Source organism: Amycolatopsis sp. NPDC034160 (genome assembly GCF_055575355.1).
Genome location: NZ_JBVISU010000023.1, coordinates 92,618 through 111,644 on the forward strand (window position 1 = coordinate 92,618; position 19,027 = coordinate 111,644).

Below are 19,027 nucleotides of genomic sequence, written 5' to 3' on the forward strand. Positions count from 1 at the left end.
AAGAGGGGGAGGGGTACTAGAAGGATGAAAGGATACCCTCTCGAGGACCCTTCTCCTCGACCTGGGAGGGGGGGTGGTCGGGGGGGGCGCTTCGGTTCCCACCCCAACCCCCCCCCCACGACCACCGGGCGGCGGTGTCATCGGAATTTCATCCGTCGTCCCTACCGTGATCTCCACGATGAACGCCCACTCTCCCCTTCGCCGCCGGATCCTGGTCACGCTGGGCGTGATCGTGCTGTTCCGGCTGGGCCAAAGCCTGCCCATTCCCCACGTGACCGTCCGCGCGCCGGAAGCCGCTCACCCGCTGCGCTGGCTCCTCGACCTCCTCACCGGTGGCGGCCTGTCCACGCTGCCGGTGTTCGCGTTCGGTGTCCTTCCCTGCCTGGCCGCGCCGCCGGTCCTGCGGGGGCTGATCGTGCTGATCCCGCGGCTGGCCGCGCTCCGGGCCGAAGGTGCAGCCGGAGCCCGGGTGCTGACGCGGTACCGGCGACGGCTCACCGTCGTGCTCGGTCTGCTGGGTGCCATCGGGGTGCTCGGGTTCCGCGGTCAGGAGGTGCTCGGCACAGTCGTCGCCGTGGCGTGCCTGACGGCCGGCACCGCGCTGGTCATGCGGCTGGCCGAGGTGCTCACCGACCGGGGGTTCGGTGACGGCGTCCGGATCCTGTTGCTCGTGCAGGTTCTGGCGGTGCTGCCGTCGGAGTTCCTGCGGCTGTACGAACGAAAGGGCTGGGCCGCCATCGTGGTCATGGCCGTGGTGACGCTGTCGGTCACGGTGATCACGATCGTCGTCGCGCAGGGGCAACGCCGCGTCCCGGTGCAGCACGCCAAGCGGATGATCGGCAGGCGTGTCTACGGCGGAACCCCGTCCTACATCCCTCTTCGGTTCCCCCAAGCGAACGGCCCGGCCGTCTTCGCCGCCGTCTTGCTGTCCCTGCCGATCCTCTGGCCTGGCGCAGACTGGCTGGCGTGGCTGCGCGACGAAGGAAATCCCGGACGGATCGCGGTCTACTTCGTCCTCGTCTGTCTCTTCGCCTTCAGCAGAGCGGCCGTGACGCAGGACATGGACAAGGTGGCCGCCGAACTGGTGCGGGTGGGTGGTTTCGTCCCCGGAATCCGGCCGGGAACCTGGACCGCCGAATACCTCGACTATGTCAACCGCCGGATCATCGGTTTCGGAGCGTTCTGCTCGGGAGTGGTCGCGCTGATCCCGGTCACCGGGTTGGCCCTGCTGGACGTGAGCCCGAGGCTTCCCCTCGCCGGAGTGACCCTCCAAGTGGTCCTCGTCTTCCTCGTCAGCGTCACCCTCGACACCACACGGCAGGCCCAGTCACTGCGCCTTCAACGGCGCTATGAGCCGTTCCTCCGCTGAGCCGTTCCCGGCGGCTGGGACTGTCGTACCAGACCTTTAGTCTCCAGGGGTGTCTGAAGCTTCCACAGTCGACGAGCGCGTCCCGCCGAAACGCGTTCTCGGGCTCGCCGTACCCGCCCTCGGTGTGCTCGCGGCCGAGCCGTTGTACGTCCTGGTGGACACGGCCGTCGTGGGGCATCTCGGCGCTCTGCCGCTGGCCGGGCTCGCCGTCGGTGGTGTCGTGCTGTCGCAGGTTTCGAGCCAGCTGACGTTCCTGTCCTACGGCACCACGGCGCGGACGGCGCGGCTGCACGGCGCGGGACGTCGCGGTGAGGCGGTCAGCGAAGGTGTCCAGGCGACCTGGCTGGCGGTGATCGTCGGACTGGTCGTGATCGTCGCCGGGCAGTTGCTGGCCGGGCCGATCGCCCGGGTGCTGTCGGGGGACGCCGCGATCACCGGCGCCGCCGTCTCCTGGCTGCGGATCGCGTTGTTCGGCACGCCGTTCATCCTGATCACGATGGCGGGCAACGGCTGGATGCGCGGCGTGCAGGATTCCGCGAAACCGTTGCGCTATGTCCTGGCGGGCAACGGGATCTCCGCCGTGCTGTGCCCGGTGCTGGTGTACGGCGCGGACTGGGGGCTGGAAGGTTCGGCGATCGCGAACGTCGTCGCGCAGGTGATCTCGGCGTCGCTGTTCCTCGTGGCCCTGGTGCGGGAACGGGTCCCGCTGCGGCCGGAGCCGAAGGTGATGCGCGCCCAGCTCGGCCTCGGCCGGGACCTGGTCCTGCGCAGTCTCGCCTTCCAGGCGTGTTTCGTCTCCGCCGCCGCGGTCGCCGCCCGGACCTCCACCGGAGCGGTCGGCGCGCACCAGGTCGTGCTGCAGCTGTGGACGTTCTTGGCGCTCGTACTGGACTCGCTGGCGATCGCGGCGCAGTCGCTCGTGGGAGCCGCGCTCGGCGCCGGGGCGAGCAAACGGGCGCGGGGCGTGTCGAGTCAGATCACCGTCTACGGCCTGGTTTTCGGCTGCTTCCTCGGGGTCGTGTTCGCGTCGCTGGCCGGGGTGCTGCCGCAGGTGTTCACTTCGGACGCGAGCGTGCTCGGCGAGATCCCGCACGCGTGGTGGTTCTTCGTCGCCCTGCAACCGATAGCCGGGGTGGTGTTCGCGCTGGACGGCGTCCTGCTCGGCGCGGGCGACGCCGCGTTCCTGCGCAACGCGACGCTGCTGAGCGCGGCGCTGGGCTTCCTGCCGCTGATCTGGCTCTCGCTCGCGTTCGGGTGGGGGTTGGCCGGGATCTGGACGGGGCTCTCGTTGTTCATGGTGCTGCGGCTGGCGACCTTGCTGGTGCGGTGGCGCTCGGGGCGCTGGGCGGTGGTGGGCGCCGAGCGCGTTTAGTCCTCTAAATGCGGTCCTTGCGTGTGCGACTACCGCGTTTAGAGGACTAAATGCGGAGTGGGGGCGGGGCGCTCGCTGTGGCGAAAACCACCGGGGTGACGGGTATGTTCCGCCGTTGCTTAGGCGATACAACTAGTGAGGCGGCAGTGCGGGCGCCTGTTCTTGCCCGAAAGTCCTTTCCTAGGAGGAACCACCGTGACAGGCCGAGCCACCCGCCGGTCCTGGTTCATCTGGTCGGCCGCCGTCACCGTCTACCTGCTCGCCGTCTTCCACCGGACGTCGTTCGGCGTCGCCGGGCTGCAGGCCGCCGACCGCTTCGGCGTCGGCGCGGCCGCGCTCGGCACCTTCACCGTCCTTCAGGTCGGCGTGTACGCCGCGATGCAGATCCCCACCGGCGTCCTCGTCGACCGCTATGGCCCGCGCCGCGTACTCACCGGCGCCGTGTTCTTCCTCGGTCTCGGCCAGATCCTGCTCGCGGTCGCCGATTCCTACCCGCTCGGCCTGCTCGCCCGCGCCGTCCTCGGCTTCGGTGACGCGCTGACCTTCGTGAGCGTCCTGCGGCTGATCGCCGCGCATTTCCCCGGCCGCCACTACGCCCTGATCGCCACCCTCACCTCGGCCATCGGCTACGTCGGCAACCTCGCCGCGACCCTCCCGCTCAGCCTGTTGCTCGACGACGCGGGCTGGACGCCGACGTTCCTCGTCGTCGGTCTTGTGACCGCGCTGTACACCGCCGTCGTCGCGCTCCGCGTCGAAGACAATCCGCGCGGCGAGCCGGAGCCCGTACGCGAAAAGGTGCCTCCGAAGGTGCTCGGCCGTCAGGTCGCCGAGGCGTGGCGCACGCCGGGGACCCGGCTGGGCTTCTGGGTCCACTTCAGCACGATGTTCGCGCCCAACGTGCTGACCATGCTGTGGGGTGTCCCGTTCCTGGTGCAGGGACAGGGCGTTCCGAAAGCCACCGCGAGTTCGCTGCTGATCGTCTTTGTCTTCGGCTCGATGATCGGCGGCCCGGTCGTCGGCGGCCTGATCGGACGGCGCCCGTCGCTGCGGATGCCGCTGGTCGGCGGGTACATCGCCGGTGCCGCGGTGATGTGGGCGATCCTGCTCGGCTGGAGCGGGACGATCCCCGTCGCCGTCCTGGTCCCCGTGTTCGCGTTCCTTTCCCTCGGCGGCCCCGCGTCGATGATCGGGTTCGCGCTGGCACGGGACTACAACCCGCTCGCGCGCGTCGGCACCGCGACCGGCGTCGTGAACGTCGGCGGGTTCGTGGCGACGACGGTCTCGGCGCTCGCGGTCGGGGTACTGCTGGAGTGGACCGGCGGCGCGTTCCGGCCGGCGCTGCTGTCGGTCGTCGCGGTGCTCGCGCTGGGCACCTTCCGGATGCTCGTGTGGTGGCGGCGCACCCGCGCCACCCTGTTCGAGGCCGAAGCCCGCGGCGAGGAGATCCCGGTGCAGATCCGGCGACGGCGTTGGGACGCCGAAGCGTCACTGCCCGTCTCGTCCTAGGCGAGGACCCGAAAGATAGGGTTCGGCGCGTGTCGCGCCCCAATCAGGCTCAAGCCAAGAAACGTCCCGCTCCGCCGCCCGGTCTCGTCATCGTCGACAAGCCGTCCGGGATGACCTCCCACGACGTCGTCGCCAGGGCGCGGCGCTTCATGGGCACCCGCAAGGTCGGGCACGCCGGCACCCTGGACCCGATGGCCACCGGCGTCCTGGTGCTCGGCATCGAACGTGCGACGAAACTCCTCGGCCATCTGGCGCTGGACCGCAAGACCTATCTCGCGACCCTCTCCTTGGGACTGTCCACCACGACCGACGACGCCGAGGGCGAGCCGATCGCCGAAGCCGCCCCGGAAACCGTCGAGAAGATCACCGACGACGCCATCGCCGCCGGGATCGCCGCGTTGTCCGGTGACATCCAGCAGGTGCCGAGCGCGGTCAGCGCGGTCAAGATCGACGGGAAGCGCGCCTACGCCCGGGTCCGCGCCGGCGAAGAGGTCGTCATCCCGCCGCGTCCGGTCACCGTGCACCGGTTCGACCTGCTCGCCACCCGCCGCGAGGCCGGCCGGATCGAACTCGACGCCATCGTCGAGTGTTCGTCCGGGACCTACGTGCGGGCGCTGGCCCGCGATCTCGGCGCCGGACTCGGCGTCGGCGGGCATCTGCTCGCGTTGCGGCGCACCACGGTCGGGCCGTTCACCCTCGCCAAGGCGCGCACCCTCGAGCAGCTCGAGGAACAACCGGAGCTGTCACTGGACCTCGACGCCGCCGTCGCCGCCGCGTTCCCGCGCCGCGATCTGGACGCCCGCGCGGCCCAGGCGGTCCGCTATGGACAGAGGGTGCCCGCGGCCGGGATCGAGGGAACGTACGGCATGTTCGGACCGGACGGCCGGGTACTCGCACTCGCCGCGGACGAGGGCGAACTGGCCCGCTCGGTGGTCGTGTTGCTGCCCGCTTGATGCCTGGCGGTGAACCGGCGTCCGCGATCGACGTCGGCAGGACGCACTCCGGGCGTCCACGTCACGGTGGCGGGTGAGGCGTCCTGCCACCGCGATAGCGGGGCCTTCGGCCGGGGCGGGTTCACGCGTCGGATCCCTTTCCGGGGTACCTCCTCAGCTCCGCCAACAGGCACTTAGGGTGGTGCACGAAACAGGCCGGAGGAGACGGGGCACAAGTGCAGCGTTGGCGTGGTTTGGGTGACCTTCCCGGGAGCTGGGGACGGTGCGTGGTGACGATCGGCGTCTTCGACGGCGTCCACCGCGGGCATCAGGAGCTGATCTCGAGGACGGTCCGTGCCGCCGCCGAACGCGGCGTCCCGAGCGTGGTGCTGACCTTCGACCCGCATCCGTCGGAGGTGATCCGCCCGGGCAGCCATCCCGCGCAGCTGACCACGTTGCGCCGCAAGGCGGAACTGGTCGAGGGCCTGGGCGTCGACGTCTTCTGCGTACTGCCGTTCACGCTGGAACTGTCGCGCCTGACCGCGCACGAGTTCGTGCACGAGGTGCTGGTGGACAAGCTGCACGCGGCCGCGGTGATCGTGGGGGAGAACTTCACCTTCGGCGCCAAGGCCGCCGGTGACGTCACCCTCCTGCGCACCCTGGGGAAGCGGTTCGGCTTCGTGGCGCACGGCGCGGAACTGCAAGGACTGCTCGCGCGGCAGCAGACGGAGAACGAGATCACTTTCTCCTCGACCTACGTCCGCTCGTGCATCGACGCCGGTGACGTCGTCGCGGCGGCCGAGGCGCTCGGCAGGCCGCACCGGCTGGAGGGCATCGTCGTCCGGGGCGACGGGCGGGGCCACGACCTCGGCTATCCGACGGCGAACCTGTCGACGCCGCGCTTCGCCGCGGTGCCCGCCGATGGGGTCTACGGCGCTTGGTTCACCCGTTCGTCGGATCCCGGCCGCCGGCTGCGCGCCGCGGTGTCGGTCGGGACCAACCCGACGTTCTCCGGGCGTGAGCGCACTGTCGAGGCTTTCGTCCTCGACATCGACGAGGACTTCTACGGGCAGCACGTTTCGCTCGATTTCGTCGCCAAGCTGCGGGACCAGGTCCGGTTCCCGACGTCGGAAGGTCTGGTGAAGCAGATCGACGACGACGTCCTCCGTACCAGGGAACTGCTGGGCGAGCAGGACTGACCGGCCCCGGCCGAGGCCGGTGAGAATGTACGAACACGCCCGTCACGGTGCGTCCCGGTGGCAAGATGTCACAGACCACAGGTGGCGTTGGATGGGGTTAGGGGAGCGGACCAGGTGGAGGACCACAAGATCGTCCAGCGGAACATCGCGCTGCAGAGGGAGTGGTACGGGGAGCCGCTCGGCGATCGCGTGCGGAGACTGGTCGTCGCGTTCGACATCTCCCAGGCCTTCCTCGCCGAGGTGCTCGGGATCAGCGCGCCCATGCTCAGTCAGGTGATGAGCGGGCGCCGCGCGAAGATCGGCAACCCGGTCGTGCTCGCGAAGATGATCATGCTGGAGCGCAAGGTGCTGGTCCCGGCGGTCGCCGCGGGGGACCGGAAGGCCATGCAGGAGGCCCTGGAAGATGTCCGCGATTCGCGGCCGACGGTGGGCAGGGACAGCATCCCGGTCGGCGCCGTCGCCGATGACCAGGGTGTGCTCGTGGCCTTGCGCGACATCGGCGAGGACGAAGACCTCACCGAAGCCGCGAAGCTGCTCGACGACGATTTCCCCGCTCTGGCGGACCTGCTGCGCCGGGCGGCCAAGAACTCCTGATGAACCTCTTCAGTGCCCTGATCCCGCCGGACGACGTCCTCGACGAGATCGCGACGGCGCTGGGGGCACCCGGAGACGGTGATCTCCGCTGGTCGCCGCGGGAATACTGGCACGTCACTCTCGGTTTTTACGGTGAGGACGACGTTGAAGAACGCGCTGGCCGGCTCGCCGGACGGCTGGCGGACGCGACCGCGATCGACGTCCGGCTGGAAAAGGCCGCGACATTCCCCGGGGTGCTGTGGTTGAGTGTCACCGGAACCGGGCTCCACGAGCTGGCCGTCAAGGCGGGCGCGGAGGACGAGGGCAGGCCGTACACGGCCCACCTCACAGTGGCCCGCTTTCCCCGCGACCGGCCGAGGGCCGCGAGCGCGTGGGAGGAGCGGCTGGCCGGGTTCACCAGCAGAACTTGGACGGCCACCGAAGCCGTCTTGATCCGCAGTGACCGTGAGCAGGGCGCGTCGCACTACCGGGTGATCCGGTCGTACGAGCTGAAGCGCGCCCGCGCCTGAAGCCGCTGATCACGAGGCTGGTAACCTCGATGATCGGGTCCGGCTGCAGTCCGTGGCGGCCGCGACCGTCTCACCCGGCGTGAAGCAGCGTCCGGGCCGCACGGCACAGAGTATCTAGGAGCACCACAGTGGCGTTGTCCACCGAAGAAAAGAAGTCGATCCTTGCCGAGTACGGCGTGCACGACTCGGACACCGGATCCCCCGAGGCCCAGGTCGCGCTGCTGACCAAGCGCATCGTCGGCCTCACCGAGCACCTCAAGGCTCACAAGCACGACCACCACTCCCGTCGCGGGCTTCTGCTGCTGGTCGGCCGCCGCCGCCGGCTGCTGAACTACGTGATGAAGGTGGACATCGAGCGATACCGGGCGCTGATCCAGCGTCTCGGCCTCCGCCGATAGCTTGAACCCGAGGGGGAGTGGCCACAGCGGTCGCTCCCCCTCGGCTTAAGAACAGAACGTCCTCTCCATGTGAGAGGCATGGCGCGAGCGCGCACGAGGATCCGTCCGCCGGTCCTCGGTAGTGGTTCCCGGGTAACGGCCCGGGGGCTTCGATCGAAGACCGGCCTCACTTCTCGAGCGTCCGCAGGCGAAACAGGTCCCAGGGTGGGAGACTCGCGTCATTACAGAGGAACAAAAGAGGAGATACACCCTATGACCGACTCCACCGGAGTCACCGTGCACGAAACCGAAGCCGTGATCGACAACGGCCGTTTCGGCACTCGCACCGTCCGCTTCGAGACCGGCCGTCTGGCCCGTCAGGCCGCCGGTTCCGTCGTCGCGTACCTCGACGAAGAGACCATGCTGCTCTCGGCGACCACCGCGTCGAAGCACCCGAAGGACCACTTCGACTTTTTCCCGCTGACCGTGGACGTCGAGGAGCGGATGTACGCCGCCGGACGCATCCCCGGCGCGTTCTTCCGCCGTGAGGGCCGCCCGTCGACCGACGCGATCCTCACCTGCCGCCTGATCGACCGGCCGCTGCGCCCGTCGTTCGCCGACGGTCTCCGCAACGAGATCCAGGTCGTCATCACCGTCCAGAGCCTCAACCCGGACGACCCGTACGACGTGCTCGCGATCAACGCGGCTTCGGCCTCGACCCAGATCGCCGGGCTGCCGTTCTCCGGTCCGGTCGGCGGCGTCCGCGTCGCGCTGATCGAGGGCCAGTGGGTCGCGTTCCCGACCTGGAAGCAGCTGGAAGAGGCCACCTTCAACATGGTGGTCGCCGGCCGCATCGTCGGTGACGACGTCGCCATCATGATGGTCGAGGCCGAGGGCACCGAGCACACGCTCGACCTGATCGCCGCCGGTGGCAAGGCGCCCGACGAGATCGCCGTCGCCGAGGGCCTCGAGGCCTCGAAGCCGTTCATCAAGGTGCTGTGCGAGGCCCAGCAGCAGCTGGCCGACGTCGCCGCCAAGCCGACCGGCGAGTTCCCGGTCTTCCTCGCCTACGAGCAGGACGCCTTCGACGCCGTCGCCGCGATCGCGACCGACGACCTCGCGAACGCGCTGACCATCGCGGGCAAGCAGGATCGCGACAACGCGACCGACCAGGTCAAGGCCGCGGTGCTGGAGAAGGTCGGCCTCGGCGAGGGCGAAGCCTTCCAGGGCCGTGAGAAGGAGATCGGCGCGGCGTTCAAGGCCCTGTCGAAGAAGATCATGCGCAAGCGCGTCCTCACGGACAAGATCCGCATGGACGGCCGCGGCCTGACCGACATCCGGTCGCTCGCCGCCGAGGTCGCCGTGATCCCGCGGGCGCACGGTTCCGCGCTGTTCGAGCGCGGTGAGACCCAGATCCTGGGCGTCACCACACTGAACATGCTCCGCATGGAGCAGCAGATCGACTCGCTCTCCCCGGAGACCACGAAGCGGTACCTGCACCACTACAACTTCCCGCCGTTCTCCACCGGCGAGACCGGCCGCGTCGGTTCGCCGAAGCGGCGCGAGATCGGCCACGGCATGCTCGCCGAGCGCGCCCTGGTCCCGGTCCTGCCGAAGCGGGACGAGTTCCCGTACGCGATCCGCCAGGTCTCCGAGGCGCTGGGCTCCAACGGCTCCACCTCGATGGGCTCGGTCTGTGCCTCGACCATGGCCCTGCTGAACGCGGGTGTCCCGCTGAAGGCGCCGGTCGCCGGCATCGCCATGGGCCTCATCTCCGACGAGGTCGACGGTGAGACCCGCTACGTCGCGCTGACCGACATCCTCGGTGCCGAAGACGCCATGGGCGACATGGACTTCAAGGTCGCCGGCACCAAGGACATCATCACCGCGCTCCAGCTCGACACCAAGCTCGACGGCATCCCGTCGGAGGTCCTCGGTGCCGCGCTGAAGCAGGCGAAGGACGCTCGCCTCACCATCCTCGAGGTCATCGCCGAGGCGATCGACGCTCCGGACGAGATGAGCCCGTTCGCCCCGCGTGTCACCAGCGTGAAGATCCCGGTGGACAAGATCGGCGAGGTCATCGGCCCGAAGGGCAAGATGATCAACTCGATCACCGAGGAGACCGGCGCCGACATCTCCATCGAGGACGACGGCACGATCTACGTGGGCGCGGCCGACGGCCCGTCGGCGGAGGCGGCGATCGACAAGATCAACGCCATCGCCAACCCGCAGCTGCCCAAGGTCGGCGAGCGCTTCCTCGGCACCGTGGTGAAGACGGCCGCGTTCGGCGCGTTCGTCTCGCTGCTGCCGGGCAAGGACGGCCTGGTGCACATCTCGAAGCTGGGCAACGGCAAGCGGATCGCCAAGGTCGAGGACGTGGTCAACGTGGGCGACAAGCTCCGCGTCGAGATCGCCGACATCGACAACCGCGGCAAGATCAGCCTGATCGTGGTCCAGGAAGAGGACACGGCGGACGCCAAGGCGGCCGAAGGCGAGAAGGCCGACGCTCCGAAGGCCGACGCCCAGTAGGTCCGGCCAGATCGATGTGAAACGCCAGGAAAGGGTCGTTCGGGACGCGCAGCCGCTTCAAAGCGGGTCCTGAACGGCCCTTTCCTGACCTGCGAGTAAGGGATCCGTTGGCGCGATCAAGCACAGCCGGGCACGAGCAGCCCGTCGGCAGCACCCGTACGCTCGAGTCCACTTCGGATGGTGCGGTGGTCAAGCGCAGCGTGCTGGCCGGTGGCCTCCGGGTGATCACCGAGCACGTGCCCGCGTCCCGGTCGGTGACGGTCGGGCTGTGGGTCGGCGTCGGATCGCGCGACGAGCCGGCGTCGGTCGAAGGTGCCGCGCACTACCTCGAACATCTGCTGTTCAAGGGCACCAAGAACCGCGACGCCACCCAGATCGCCGAGGAGATCGACGCGGTCGGCGGCGAGTTCAACGCGTTCACCGCGAAGGAGCACACCTGCTACTACGCGCAGGTGCTCGACGAGGACCTGCCGCTCGCGATGGACCTCGTGACCGATGTGGTGTTCGAGGCGCTGTGCACGGACTCCGACGTCGAGACCGAGCGCAGTGTCGTGCTCGAAGAGATCTCGATGCGTGACGACGACCCCGAGGACCTGCTGCACGAGACGTTCGTCGGCGCGATCCTCGGCGAACATCCGCTGGGCCGTCCCGTGCTCGGCAGCGAGAAGTCCATCGTGGAGATGTCCGCGTCGGCGTTGCGCGGGTTCTACCGGCGCCGCTACACCCTGCCGCGGATGGTGCTCGCCGTCGCCGGGAACATCGAGCACGGTCAGGCGCTTCGCTTGGTGCGCAAGGCTTTGCGGAACCGCCTGACCGGTACGGCCACCCCGGTGCCGCCGCGGTCGGGCCGCGCGCGGATCGCGATGGTGCCGAAGCTCGCGCTGCACACCGACGACACCGAGCAGGCCCACGTCATGCTCGGCCTGCGGTCGCTGTCTCGGCACGACGACCGGCGGTTCGCGCAGTCGGTGCTCAACGCCGCGCTCGGCGGCGGGATGAGTTCACGCCTGTTTCAGGAAGTCCGCGAAAAGCGCGGGCTGGCCTACCAGGTGTATTCGTCCGTCGCGAGCTACGCCGACACCGGGCACATGGCCGTGTACGCGGGCTGCCAGCCCGAGAAGCTCGGCGAGGTCGCCGGCGTGATCCGCGAGGTGCTCGAACTCGTCGGCAAGGACGGCCTGAGCGAAGCCGAGGTCGCGCGCGCGAAGGGGCAGTTGCGGGGCGGGCTCGTGCTCGGCCTGGAAGACACCTCGTCGCGGATGTCGCGGATCGGCAAGAACGAACTGAACTACGGCCGGTACCTCGGCGTCGACGACACGGTGGCGCGGATCGACGCCGTCACCACCGAAGAGGTCTGTGCGCTCGCTCGCACTCTGCTGCACCGCCCTGGTGGCGTGTCGGCGGCTGCGGTGGTCGGGCCGTACGCTCACGCCGACGACCTGCCGGACGATCTGCACGAGGTGATCGCATCATGACCGCTGGAATTCGCGTCGGTGTGCTGGGCGCACGCGGCCGGATGGGCCAGGAAGTGGTCGGTGCCGTGAACGGCGCCGAAGACATGGAACTCGTCGCCGCGCTCGACGCCGGGGACGACTTCTCGGCGCTCAAGCAGGCAGAGGTCGTCGTCGACTTCACCCATCCCGACGCGGTGATGGACAACCTGGAATTCCTGACGGGCAACGGGATCCACGCTGTCGTCGGCACCACCGGCTTCAGCGAGGAGCGGCTGGAGAAGCTGCGCTCGTGGCTTGCCGCCGATCCGTCGGTCGGCGTGCTCATCGCGCCGAACTTCGCCCTCGGCGCGGTGCTGGCGATGCGGTTCGCTCAGCAGGCGGCGCGGTTCTACAACTCGGCCGAGGTCATCGAACTGCACCACAACCGCAAGGCCGACGCGCCGTCCGGAACGGCGGCGCACACCGCGCGGCTGATCGGCGAGGCCCGCGCGGCGGCCGGACTCGAACCGGGCGACGACGCGACGACGTCCGAAGTGGACGGTGCCCGCGGCGCGCTCGTCGAGGACGTCCGCGTGCACTCGGTCCGGCTGCCCGGACTGGTGGCGCACGAGGAGATCTTGTTCGGCGGCGAAGGGGAGACCCTGACCATCCGGCACGACTCGCTGCACCGCACGTCGTTCATGCCGGGTGTGCTGCTCGGCGTGCGTTCGGTGCGCACGCGGCCCGGCCTCACGGTCGGTCTCGAGAACATCCTCGACCTGTGAGGGCCCGCAACTTCGCCCTGGTGATGACGGCGGCGCTCGCCGTCTACGTCGTCCTCCTGGCGGGGCGGGGCATCGCGCTGGTGCGCACCGGCGCGACGGTGCCGGTGATCTTCGGCGTCGGTGTCCTGCTGCTGCCGCTGCTCGGGGTCTGGATCATCGTCACCACCTGGCGCTCCGGCGTCCAGATCCAGCGGCTTTCGCGGCGGCTGGACGAAGAAGGCGGTCTGCCCGACGTGTCCGACCTGCCCCGGAGGCCTTCCGGCCGGGTGGATCGCGACGCCGCGGACGCCTGGTTCGACGAGCGCCGTGCCGAGGTCGAGGCGGATCAGGAGAACTGGCGCGTCTGGTACCGGCTGGCCTACGCCTACGAGATCGCGGGGGACCGGAAGCGGGCCCGCGCCACGATGCGGCGCGCCGTGGAACTCGAAGCCGCTTCCCGCACTTAGTCCTCTAAACGCGTGGGCAAGGCAAGGCCGTCCTGGTGCGCACCACGATATTCGTGCTCACAAGGGGAACCAGCCCGCGAACAACGCCGGTGACGCGGCCAGCAGGCTGAACCGCAGCCAGCGGCCCACGAACCCGGTGACGAGGAAGCTCGCCAGCGGCATGTTCACCAGGCCCGCGAGCACGCTCGTGGCCATGTACGGCGGCAGGCCGATGACCGAACTGACGCCGTAGGTGCCCGCCATCCACTGCGGATGGCGGTGGCAGCGTTCGCGAAGGGCGTCGAGCCGGGCACGCATCTTCTTGGTCCGTGCCCGCCATCGTTCGCGACGCGGAGTGGGCGGCCGCTCCCGGTGGAGCCGGTCGTGCAGTGGTTTCGGCAGCTTGATCTTGCCGCGCGCGGCGAGGTAGTAGAGCGTCTTCCCGCCCACCTGACCTGCGGCGACGACGGCGCCGAGCAGCAGCCACGGCAAGGTCGGTTCGCTCGCGCAGAGGCCGATGAGGAACATTTCGACGCTGACGATGGGGAGGATCGCGGAGCCGAAGGCGACCCCGAACGACAGGAGCAACCAGCCCACCATCGTTGCCTCCCCGTTATCTTCGTTCTCTCCAAGCTATCAGCTGAAAAACAGGACGCACTGGGGATAACCCCCGTTCCCGGCTTCCGGGGCGCACCAGAAGATCACCTGTCCGTCGGCTCGCGGCCACCTGCCGCTGTCATGCTGAAGCCGTGGCCGACGTGCACGACGCGGTCCGCGGCAAGGGTTTCGCGGATCGCTTCGCCGACTTCTGCGCGGCCGTGGTCCGGCGCCTCCCCTTCGGGCTTTCCCGGCTGGTGGCGCCGAGTTTCCTCGGTTTCGCGCTCATCAACGGGTTCACCTTCGGGGTCGACCTCATTCTGCTGACCCTGCTTCGGGGCTGGCTCGGCCTGCCGGTGTGGCTGGCCATCACGCTCGCGTACGCGACGGCGTTCGGGCTGAGCTTCGTGCTGAACCGCGGCATGAACTTCCGCTCGCACGCGCCCGTGGGCAGACAGGCGGGGCTGTACGTCGTCGCGATCATCGTCAACTACGTGGCGTTCCTGCTCGGCGTCGGCGCGGGACTGGCCGCGCTGGGCGTCGACTACCGCCTGTCCCGGCTCATCGCCGGGGCGTGCGAAGGCGTCTTCATGTACTCGGTGATGCGCTGGATCGTGTTCGCGAAGTCAGGGAGCGAGCTCGAGGTCGAGGCCGCCGGTGAGCCGGACTTCGCGCACGCTCGTGCTTCCGGTGTCGAGGATGCGGACGGTCCCGTCGGGGGACCATCCCGCGCGGCGGAAGAACCCCAGTGACGGGTGATCGGTCTGCGCCACCCAGCTGATCCCGCGGGTGGCGCCGTCCTCGCGCAGCCACGCGGACGCGTTCGCCAGCAGCCGCCCCGCGTGCCCGCGCCGTCCCCAACGCGGCTCGACCAGAAGTGAGGCGATGAGCGCCGTCGTCGAGGCGTCGTCGGGCAGCGAACCGTCCGCGGCGGCCACCTCGCTCTCCGGAGCCCGGCCGGCGACGCAGAAACCGACGGCGAACTCTCCTTCGACGGCGAGGAAGACACGTGTGCCGGGGTACTCGATCGTTTCGGCCCAGGTCTTTTCGAGTTCCACGGCGTCGAGTTCGGCGACGGCCGCTTCGCCAAGCAGCTCTGTGTAGGCGCTTCGCCAGGTCTCGCGTTGGATACGGGCGATCTCGGCGGCGTCGGAAACGACGGCGGGGCGGACTTCGGCGACGGCCATGGTGCGCAGGTTATCGGTGCCGCGGAAAACTGTCGGTGGTGGATGGCACCATTCCGATGATGAGCACTACGACCATCAGCGGGCCGGTCGCGCGCCGGATCGCGCTGGCCGCACAGGGGTTCGCCGACGCGCGGCCGAGCGGAACGGCGAGCAGGCGGCATCTGCAGCGCGTGCTGTCGCGGATCCAGTTGCTGCAGCTGGATTCGGTGAACGTCGCGGTCCGCGCGCACTACATGCCGCTGTTCTCCCGGCTCGGCGCGTACGAGCCCACGCTGGTGGACGACGCGGCCTGGTCGCATTCCGCGCGCAAGCCCCGGATGCTGGTCGAATCCTGGGCGCACGAAGCGAGTCTGCTGCCGGTGGCGGACTGGCCGCTGCTGCGGTCCGGGGCGAAACGCATGGGCTGGTGGACGAACTACGCGCGGGTGCTGGAGCAGACGCCCGGTCTGGTGGACGACATCCTCGCCGTGGTCAAGGAACAGGGACCGATCGGCGCGGGCGGCATCGAACGGGCGCTGGAAAGCGATGGCGCGCGCCGGAAACCCGGCTCGTGGTGGGAGCGTTCCGAGGTCAAGAAGGCGTGCGAATGGCTGTTCGGCGTGGGGCAGCTGACGACCGGCACGCGCCGGTCGTTCGAGCGGCTGTACGACCTGACCGAACGCGTGGTGCCGCCGGAGATCCTGTCGCGGCAGGTGACGCCGGAGGAGGGCGCCCGCGAACTGATCACCCGCTCGGCCGTCGCGCTGGGCATCGGCACCGAACCGGATCTGCGGGACTACTACCGGCTCGGCCCCGACGTCAGCAAACGGGCGGTGGCCGAACTGGTCGAGGCGGGCGTGCTGGAGCCGGTGACCGTGGAGGGCTGGGCCGCTCCCGCCTACCGACACGTCGCGGCGAAGGCGCCGAGGTCGGTCGCCGGCCGCGCGCTGCTGTCACCGTTCGACCCGCTGATCTGGGAACGCGCCCGTACCGAGCGCATCTTCGACTTCTTCTACCGCATCGAGATCTACGTCCCCGAGCCGAAGCGGATCTACGGCTACTACGTGTTCCCGTTCCTGCTGGACGGTGAGTTGGTCGGCCGGGTCGATCTCAAATGCGATCGAGCCGCCGGGGTGCTTCGCGTTCAGGGCGCTTTCGCCGAGCCAGGGGTGGATGTCGCGCGGGTCGCGAGTGAGCTGGCGGGCGAGCTGCGGCTGATGGCGGACTGGCAGGGGCTGGACGGGGTCGCGGTGGGGGAGCGGGGCGATCTCGCTCCGGTGCTTTCCCGGTTGGTGCGCTGAGCGGCTCGCGCTGTCGTTTGGGTCGGCTCGCGCTATGAAAGGTCCTTTCCTTGCAAAATTTGCAAGGAAAGGACCTTTCATAGCAGCCGGTCACCAGGGCAACCGGTTCTGCGGGAACGAGCGAGGGACCTTCGCTCCCACCCCCGTGGAAAACTGAGAGCAAAGGTCCCCCGATCCCCCTGCGGCCCGCAGCCTCAGCTGGCCGCGCTGGTCACCACCGCGTCGCCGGTGCCGGTCCGCGCCCGCACCTTCAGCGAGACCTCCGAAGGCGCGGTTTCGGCGACATCCAGCTCGCTCGACACCGAACCGGTCGTCGACGAAAGGTCGACTTCGGCGTGCACGCCGCCGCGGATCCCGACCCGGACCGCGCCGGACCCGGTGGTCAGCTCCAGTGCCCCGGAGGCGGCGTCCGCCACCGAGAGGTCACCGCTGCCGGTGCGTGCCAGTACCTCGCCCGCGACCTCGCCGAGCCAGACGTCTCCCGTACCGGTCGCGATCGTGGCCGAACCGCCCAGCGAGGACGCCTCGACCGAGCCGCTGCCGGTGCGCAGTTGCAGACCGGACTGGGTCGCTCCGAGCTTGATGTCGCCGGTGCCGGTGCGGACGATCGCCGAACCGTCGGCCCGCTCCAGGCCGACCTTGCCCGCCCCGGTCATGACGTCGGCTCGCCCGGCGACGCCGGACACCGTGACGTCGGCCGCCCCGGCCCGCACCTCCAGATGCGAACCGGCGGGTGCCCGGACGGTCACCGCGAGCGGGACGTTCTTCAGTTGCCAGGCCTTCGGCGCCTGGACGACGAGCCGGTTGCCGACCTTCTCGACCCGCGTCTGCGCCACGGCGTCCTCCGCCGACGCCCCCGGCGAACCGCCGAGCTGGTCGCCGAAGCGTTCTCCGACCCAGCTGAGCAGGCTCGTCATCCCGTCCACCCACGGCTGCTGCTCGCCGCCGTCGCGGCGGACCTCGGCGCGGACACCGGTCTCGTCGGTCAGTTCGATCCTCACCCGGCCGATAGCCACGCTCACATCGATCTCGATCGGGCCCTCGGCCTCGAACTCCTCGACGCGCACGGTCTCTTCACCGGCGGAAGTGTTTTCCTCGGTCATTTCCGTCCCCCTCAGCCCTGGACCCAGCCGTGCAGGTGGGAACCGGCACCGCCGCCCGGCTTCTGTTTGTGGTGCCAGTGCTCGCCGCCGCCCTTGCCCAGCGCGCCCTGGACGGCCTGCGAGACGAACGTGTTCAGCGAAACGCCTTGAGAGGCGGCCGCGGCTTCCGCCTGGCCCTTGACCTGCTCGAACAGGCGTAGCGTGATGCGGGTGATGTCGCCCGTGTCCACCTTGGGCGCGCGCGGGGTCTCCCGTGGCGCTTCCTGGCGGGGCGGGGCCTGCTCGGTGCTCTCGGCGGAGCCGGTGACGACGACGCGCACGTCGCGGCCGTCGAGCCGGACGTCGACGACGTGCCCCGGCAGCGCCGAGGTCACTTCGGCGGCCAGGTCCGCGAGGGCGTTCATGATGGTCAGCCGGGCGGCGGGCTCCAGCGCCGACGACAGCAGCGCGGCAGCGCGCCGCGTCTGCTCGTCGCCGGCCGAAGCCGTGTTCGCGAGGTCCTCGCGAAGGCTTGAGATGTACGGCGTCAGATCCATGACACCACTATGACGTCATAAGTGATGTCAGTCAAGGAGTCGATGACGTCACCGTGATGTCGCCCCGCTGTCGAACCGGGTTGCGGTTACGCTGCCCGGAGTCGTGGAGCAGGGGTCGAAAAGGAGTGCGAACGTGGCCGAGACCGTGTCACCCAAGGTTCAACTGATCGCGAAGACGGAGTTCTTCCCGCCGTCGGACGTACCGTGGTCGACCGACGCCGACGGTGGTGAGGCACTGGCCGAATTCGCGGGCCGGGCCTGCTACCAGTCCTGGAAGAAGCCGAACCCGAAGACGGCGACCAACGCCGGCTACCTCGAGCACATCATCGACGTGGGCCACCTGTCGGTGCTGGAGCACGGGTCCGTCAGCTTCTACATCACCGGGATCTCCCGGTCGCTGACGCACGAGTTGATCCGTCACCGGCACTTTTCCTACTCGCAGCTCTCCCAGCGCTACGTCCCGGAGCGCGACGCCGCCTTCGTCGAGCCCGACGTCATCGCGCAGGACCCGGAGCTGCACGCGAAGTTCCTCGCCGCCTCGCAGGCCGCCGTCGACGCCTACACCGAGCTGCTCGCCGGGCTGGAGGAGAAGTTCGCCGACGTGCCGAGCGCGACCCTGCGCCGCAAGCAGGCCCGCCAGGCCGCGCGCGCCGTGCTGCCGAACGCGACCGAGACCCGCATCGTGGTCACCGGCAACTACCGCGCCTGGCGGCACTTCATCGCGATGCGCGCCACCGAGCACGCCGACGTCGAAATCCGCGCCCTGGCCATCGAGTGCCTGCGCGAGCTGCAGAAGGCTTCGGGCAACGTGTTCGCGGACTTCACCATCTCCGCGCTGCCCGACGGCACCGAGGTCGCGTCCAGCCCGAAGGTTCTCGAGGGCTGATGCGGCGCCTCGCGATCGACGTCCGGCCAGGCGAGTACGCGGTCGCCCGCCTCGCCCCGGACGCGCCGGTTCCGGCGAATCTGCTCGACCCCGGCGAGCCCGTGCTGATCTCCATCACGCGGACGCCCGAAGAGCTGTCGGTGATCTGCCCGGCCGGTCTCGCACCGGCCGGGGCCACGGTGGAGGTCGGCTGGCGGTTGCTGACGGTCCGCGGGCCGCTGGCGTTCACGCTGACCGGCATCATCGCGGCGCTGTCGAGTGAACTTGCCGCCGCCGGGGTGGCGCTGTTCTCGATGTCCACGTTCGACACCGACCACGTCCTGGTCCGGGCTACCGAGCTGGAACGCGCGGTGCAGGCGCTCCGGGAGTCCGGGCACGAGGTCACAGTCTGATTCACGAGCTCGGCGA

The 19,027-nt window shown here is 69.5% G+C and carries 19 protein-coding genes and 1 pseudogene; 16 read left to right on the forward strand and 4 right to left on the reverse strand.

Annotated features, from left to right (window positions below):
- Positions 1-178 precede the first annotated feature (178 nt).
- From ACZ54P_RS33620 to ACZ54P_RS33675, 12 genes are all read left to right on the forward strand, one after another.
- Positions 179-1,369: a preprotein translocase subunit SecY gene (locus ACZ54P_RS33620; protein WP_465465627.1), complete on the forward strand. Its 1,191-nt coding sequence runs from the start codon at positions 179-181 to the stop codon at positions 1,367-1,369.
- A gap of 49 nt (positions 1,370-1,418) precedes the next feature.
- Positions 1,419-2,741: an MATE family efflux transporter gene (locus ACZ54P_RS33625; RefSeq protein ID WP_465465628.1), complete on the forward strand. Its 1,323-nt coding sequence runs from the start codon at positions 1,419-1,421 to the stop codon at positions 2,739-2,741.
- A gap of 195 nt (positions 2,742-2,936) precedes the next feature.
- Positions 2,937-4,247: an MFS transporter gene (locus ACZ54P_RS33630; protein WP_465465629.1), complete on the forward strand. Its 1,311-nt coding sequence runs from the start codon at positions 2,937-2,939 to the stop codon at positions 4,245-4,247.
- A 29-nt stretch (positions 4,248-4,276) separates the two neighbouring features.
- Positions 4,277-5,200 carry a tRNA pseudouridine(55) synthase TruB gene (gene truB / locus ACZ54P_RS33635; RefSeq protein ID WP_465465630.1) on the forward strand — a complete coding sequence of 308 codons (924 nt, stop codon included), beginning with the start codon at positions 4,277-4,279 and terminating at the stop codon, positions 5,198-5,200.
- 215 nt (positions 5,201-5,415) lie between these two features.
- A complete protein-coding gene (locus tag ACZ54P_RS33640; protein WP_465465631.1) occupies positions 5,416-6,378 on the forward strand; it encodes a bifunctional riboflavin kinase/FAD synthetase in 963 nt (320 codons plus the stop codon).
- A gap of 114 nt (positions 6,379-6,492) precedes the next feature.
- Positions 6,493-6,972 carry a helix-turn-helix domain-containing protein gene (locus tag ACZ54P_RS33645; RefSeq protein WP_037304358.1) on the forward strand — a complete coding sequence of 160 codons (480 nt, stop codon included), beginning with the start codon at positions 6,493-6,495 and terminating at the stop codon, positions 6,970-6,972.
- Complete coding sequence (gene thpR, locus ACZ54P_RS33650) at positions 6,972-7,481, forward strand: RNA 2',3'-cyclic phosphodiesterase (RefSeq protein ID WP_465465632.1); 510 nt, start codon at positions 6,972-6,974, stop codon at positions 7,479-7,481. Before ACZ54P_RS33645 ends, thpR begins: the two co-directional genes overlap by 1 nt.
- Positions 7,482-7,609: 128 nt before the next feature.
- The gene (rpsO, locus tag ACZ54P_RS33655) at positions 7,610-7,879 is read left to right on the forward strand and encodes a 30S ribosomal protein S15 (protein ID WP_003084034.1); all 270 of its coding nucleotides are present in this window, start codon (positions 7,610-7,612) and stop codon (positions 7,877-7,879) included.
- 252 nt (positions 7,880-8,131) lie between these two features.
- On the forward strand, positions 8,132-10,387 hold the full coding sequence (locus tag ACZ54P_RS33660; protein WP_465465633.1) for a polyribonucleotide nucleotidyltransferase: 2,256 nt from the start codon (positions 8,132-8,134) through the stop codon (positions 10,385-10,387).
- A 107-nt stretch (positions 10,388-10,494) separates the two neighbouring features.
- Positions 10,495-11,862, forward strand: a complete 1,368-nt coding sequence (locus tag ACZ54P_RS33665; RefSeq protein WP_465465634.1) for a M16 family metallopeptidase — start codon at positions 10,495-10,497, stop codon at positions 11,860-11,862.
- A complete protein-coding gene (dapB, locus tag ACZ54P_RS33670) occupies positions 11,859-12,605 on the forward strand; it encodes a 4-hydroxy-tetrahydrodipicolinate reductase (RefSeq protein WP_465465635.1) in 747 nt (248 codons plus the stop codon). Before ACZ54P_RS33665 ends, dapB begins: the two co-directional genes overlap by 4 nt.
- Complete coding sequence (locus ACZ54P_RS33675) at positions 12,602-13,051, forward strand: tetratricopeptide repeat protein (RefSeq protein ID WP_465465636.1); 450 nt, start codon at positions 12,602-12,604, stop codon at positions 13,049-13,051. The genes dapB and ACZ54P_RS33675 overlap by 4 nt, the downstream gene beginning before the upstream one ends.
- Before the next feature lie 57 nt (positions 13,052-13,108).
- Here ACZ54P_RS33675 and ACZ54P_RS33680 read toward each other — a convergent pair whose 3' ends face one another.
- A complete protein-coding gene (locus ACZ54P_RS33680; protein WP_465465637.1) occupies positions 13,109-13,630 on the reverse strand; it encodes a YqaA family protein in 522 nt (173 codons plus the stop codon).
- 254 nt (positions 13,631-13,884) lie between these two features.
- Here ACZ54P_RS33680 and ACZ54P_RS33685 point away from each other — a divergent pair.
- A pseudogene (locus ACZ54P_RS33685) lies at positions 13,885-14,187 on the forward strand (GtrA family protein); the annotation flags it as partial.
- Positions 14,188-14,253: 66 nt separating this feature from the next.
- Here ACZ54P_RS33685 and ACZ54P_RS33690 read toward each other — a convergent pair.
- Positions 14,254-14,814: a GNAT family N-acetyltransferase gene (locus ACZ54P_RS33690; RefSeq protein ID WP_465465638.1), complete on the reverse strand. Its 561-nt coding sequence runs from the start codon at positions 14,812-14,814 to the stop codon at positions 14,254-14,256.
- A gap of 59 nt (positions 14,815-14,873) precedes the next feature.
- Between ACZ54P_RS33690 and ACZ54P_RS33695 the strand changes: the two genes are divergently transcribed.
- Entirely contained in the window at positions 14,874-16,094 is a 1,221-nt protein-coding gene (locus ACZ54P_RS33695; protein ID WP_465465639.1) for a winged helix-turn-helix domain-containing protein, read from the forward strand.
- Between the two features lie 194 nt (positions 16,095-16,288).
- Here the strand turns inward: ACZ54P_RS33695 and ACZ54P_RS33700 are convergent, their stop codons facing one another.
- Positions 16,289-17,197: a DUF4097 family beta strand repeat-containing protein gene (locus ACZ54P_RS33700; RefSeq protein WP_465465640.1), complete on the reverse strand. Its 909-nt coding sequence runs from the start codon at positions 17,195-17,197 to the stop codon at positions 16,289-16,291.
- 11 nt (positions 17,198-17,208) lie between these two features.
- Positions 17,209-17,733: a toxin-antitoxin system HicB family antitoxin gene (locus ACZ54P_RS33705; RefSeq protein ID WP_465465641.1), complete on the reverse strand. Its 525-nt coding sequence runs from the start codon at positions 17,731-17,733 to the stop codon at positions 17,209-17,211.
- Positions 17,734-17,866: 133 nt separating this feature from the next.
- Between ACZ54P_RS33705 and thyX the strand changes: the two genes are divergently transcribed.
- Together thyX and ACZ54P_RS33715 are read left to right on the forward strand one after the other, a co-directional pair.
- A complete protein-coding gene (thyX, locus tag ACZ54P_RS33710; RefSeq protein WP_034312167.1) occupies positions 17,867-18,619 on the forward strand; it encodes an FAD-dependent thymidylate synthase in 753 nt (250 codons plus the stop codon).
- On the forward strand, positions 18,619-19,011 hold the full coding sequence (locus tag ACZ54P_RS33715) for an ACT domain-containing protein (RefSeq protein WP_465465642.1): 393 nt from the start codon (positions 18,619-18,621) through the stop codon (positions 19,009-19,011). The genes thyX and ACZ54P_RS33715 overlap by 1 nt, the downstream gene beginning before the upstream one ends.
- Positions 19,012-19,027: the final 16 nt, after the last annotated feature.

Coding starts and splice junctions, on each gene's coding strand:
- ACZ54P_RS33620 (WP_465465627.1), top strand. CDS start 179: ATGAACGCCCACTCTCCCCTTCGCCGCCGGATCCTGGTCACGCTGGGC.
- thpR (WP_465465632.1), top strand. CDS start 6,972: ATGAACCTCTTCAGTGCCCTGATCCCGCCGGACGACGTCCTCGACGAG.
- ACZ54P_RS33660 (WP_465465633.1), top strand. CDS start 8,132: ATGACCGACTCCACCGGAGTCACCGTGCACGAAACCGAAGCCGTGATC.
- dapB (WP_465465635.1), top strand. CDS start 11,859: ATGACCGCTGGAATTCGCGTCGGTGTGCTGGGCGCACGCGGCCGGATG.
- ACZ54P_RS33680 (WP_465465637.1), bottom strand. CDS start 13,630: ATGGTGGGCTGGTTGCTCCTGTCGTTCGGGGTCGCCTTCGGCTCCGCG.
- ACZ54P_RS33690 (WP_465465638.1), bottom strand. CDS start 14,814: ATGGCCGTCGCCGAAGTCCGCCCCGCCGTCGTTTCCGACGCCGCCGAG.
- ACZ54P_RS33695 (WP_465465639.1), top strand. CDS start 14,874: ATGAGCACTACGACCATCAGCGGGCCGGTCGCGCGCCGGATCGCGCTG.
- ACZ54P_RS33700 (WP_465465640.1), bottom strand. CDS start 17,197: ATGACCGAGGAAAACACTTCCGCCGGTGAAGAGACCGTGCGCGTCGAG.
- ACZ54P_RS33705 (WP_465465641.1), bottom strand. CDS start 17,733: ATGGATCTGACGCCGTACATCTCAAGCCTTCGCGAGGACCTCGCGAAC.
- ACZ54P_RS33715 (WP_465465642.1), top strand. CDS start 18,619: ATGCGGCGCCTCGCGATCGACGTCCGGCCAGGCGAGTACGCGGTCGCC.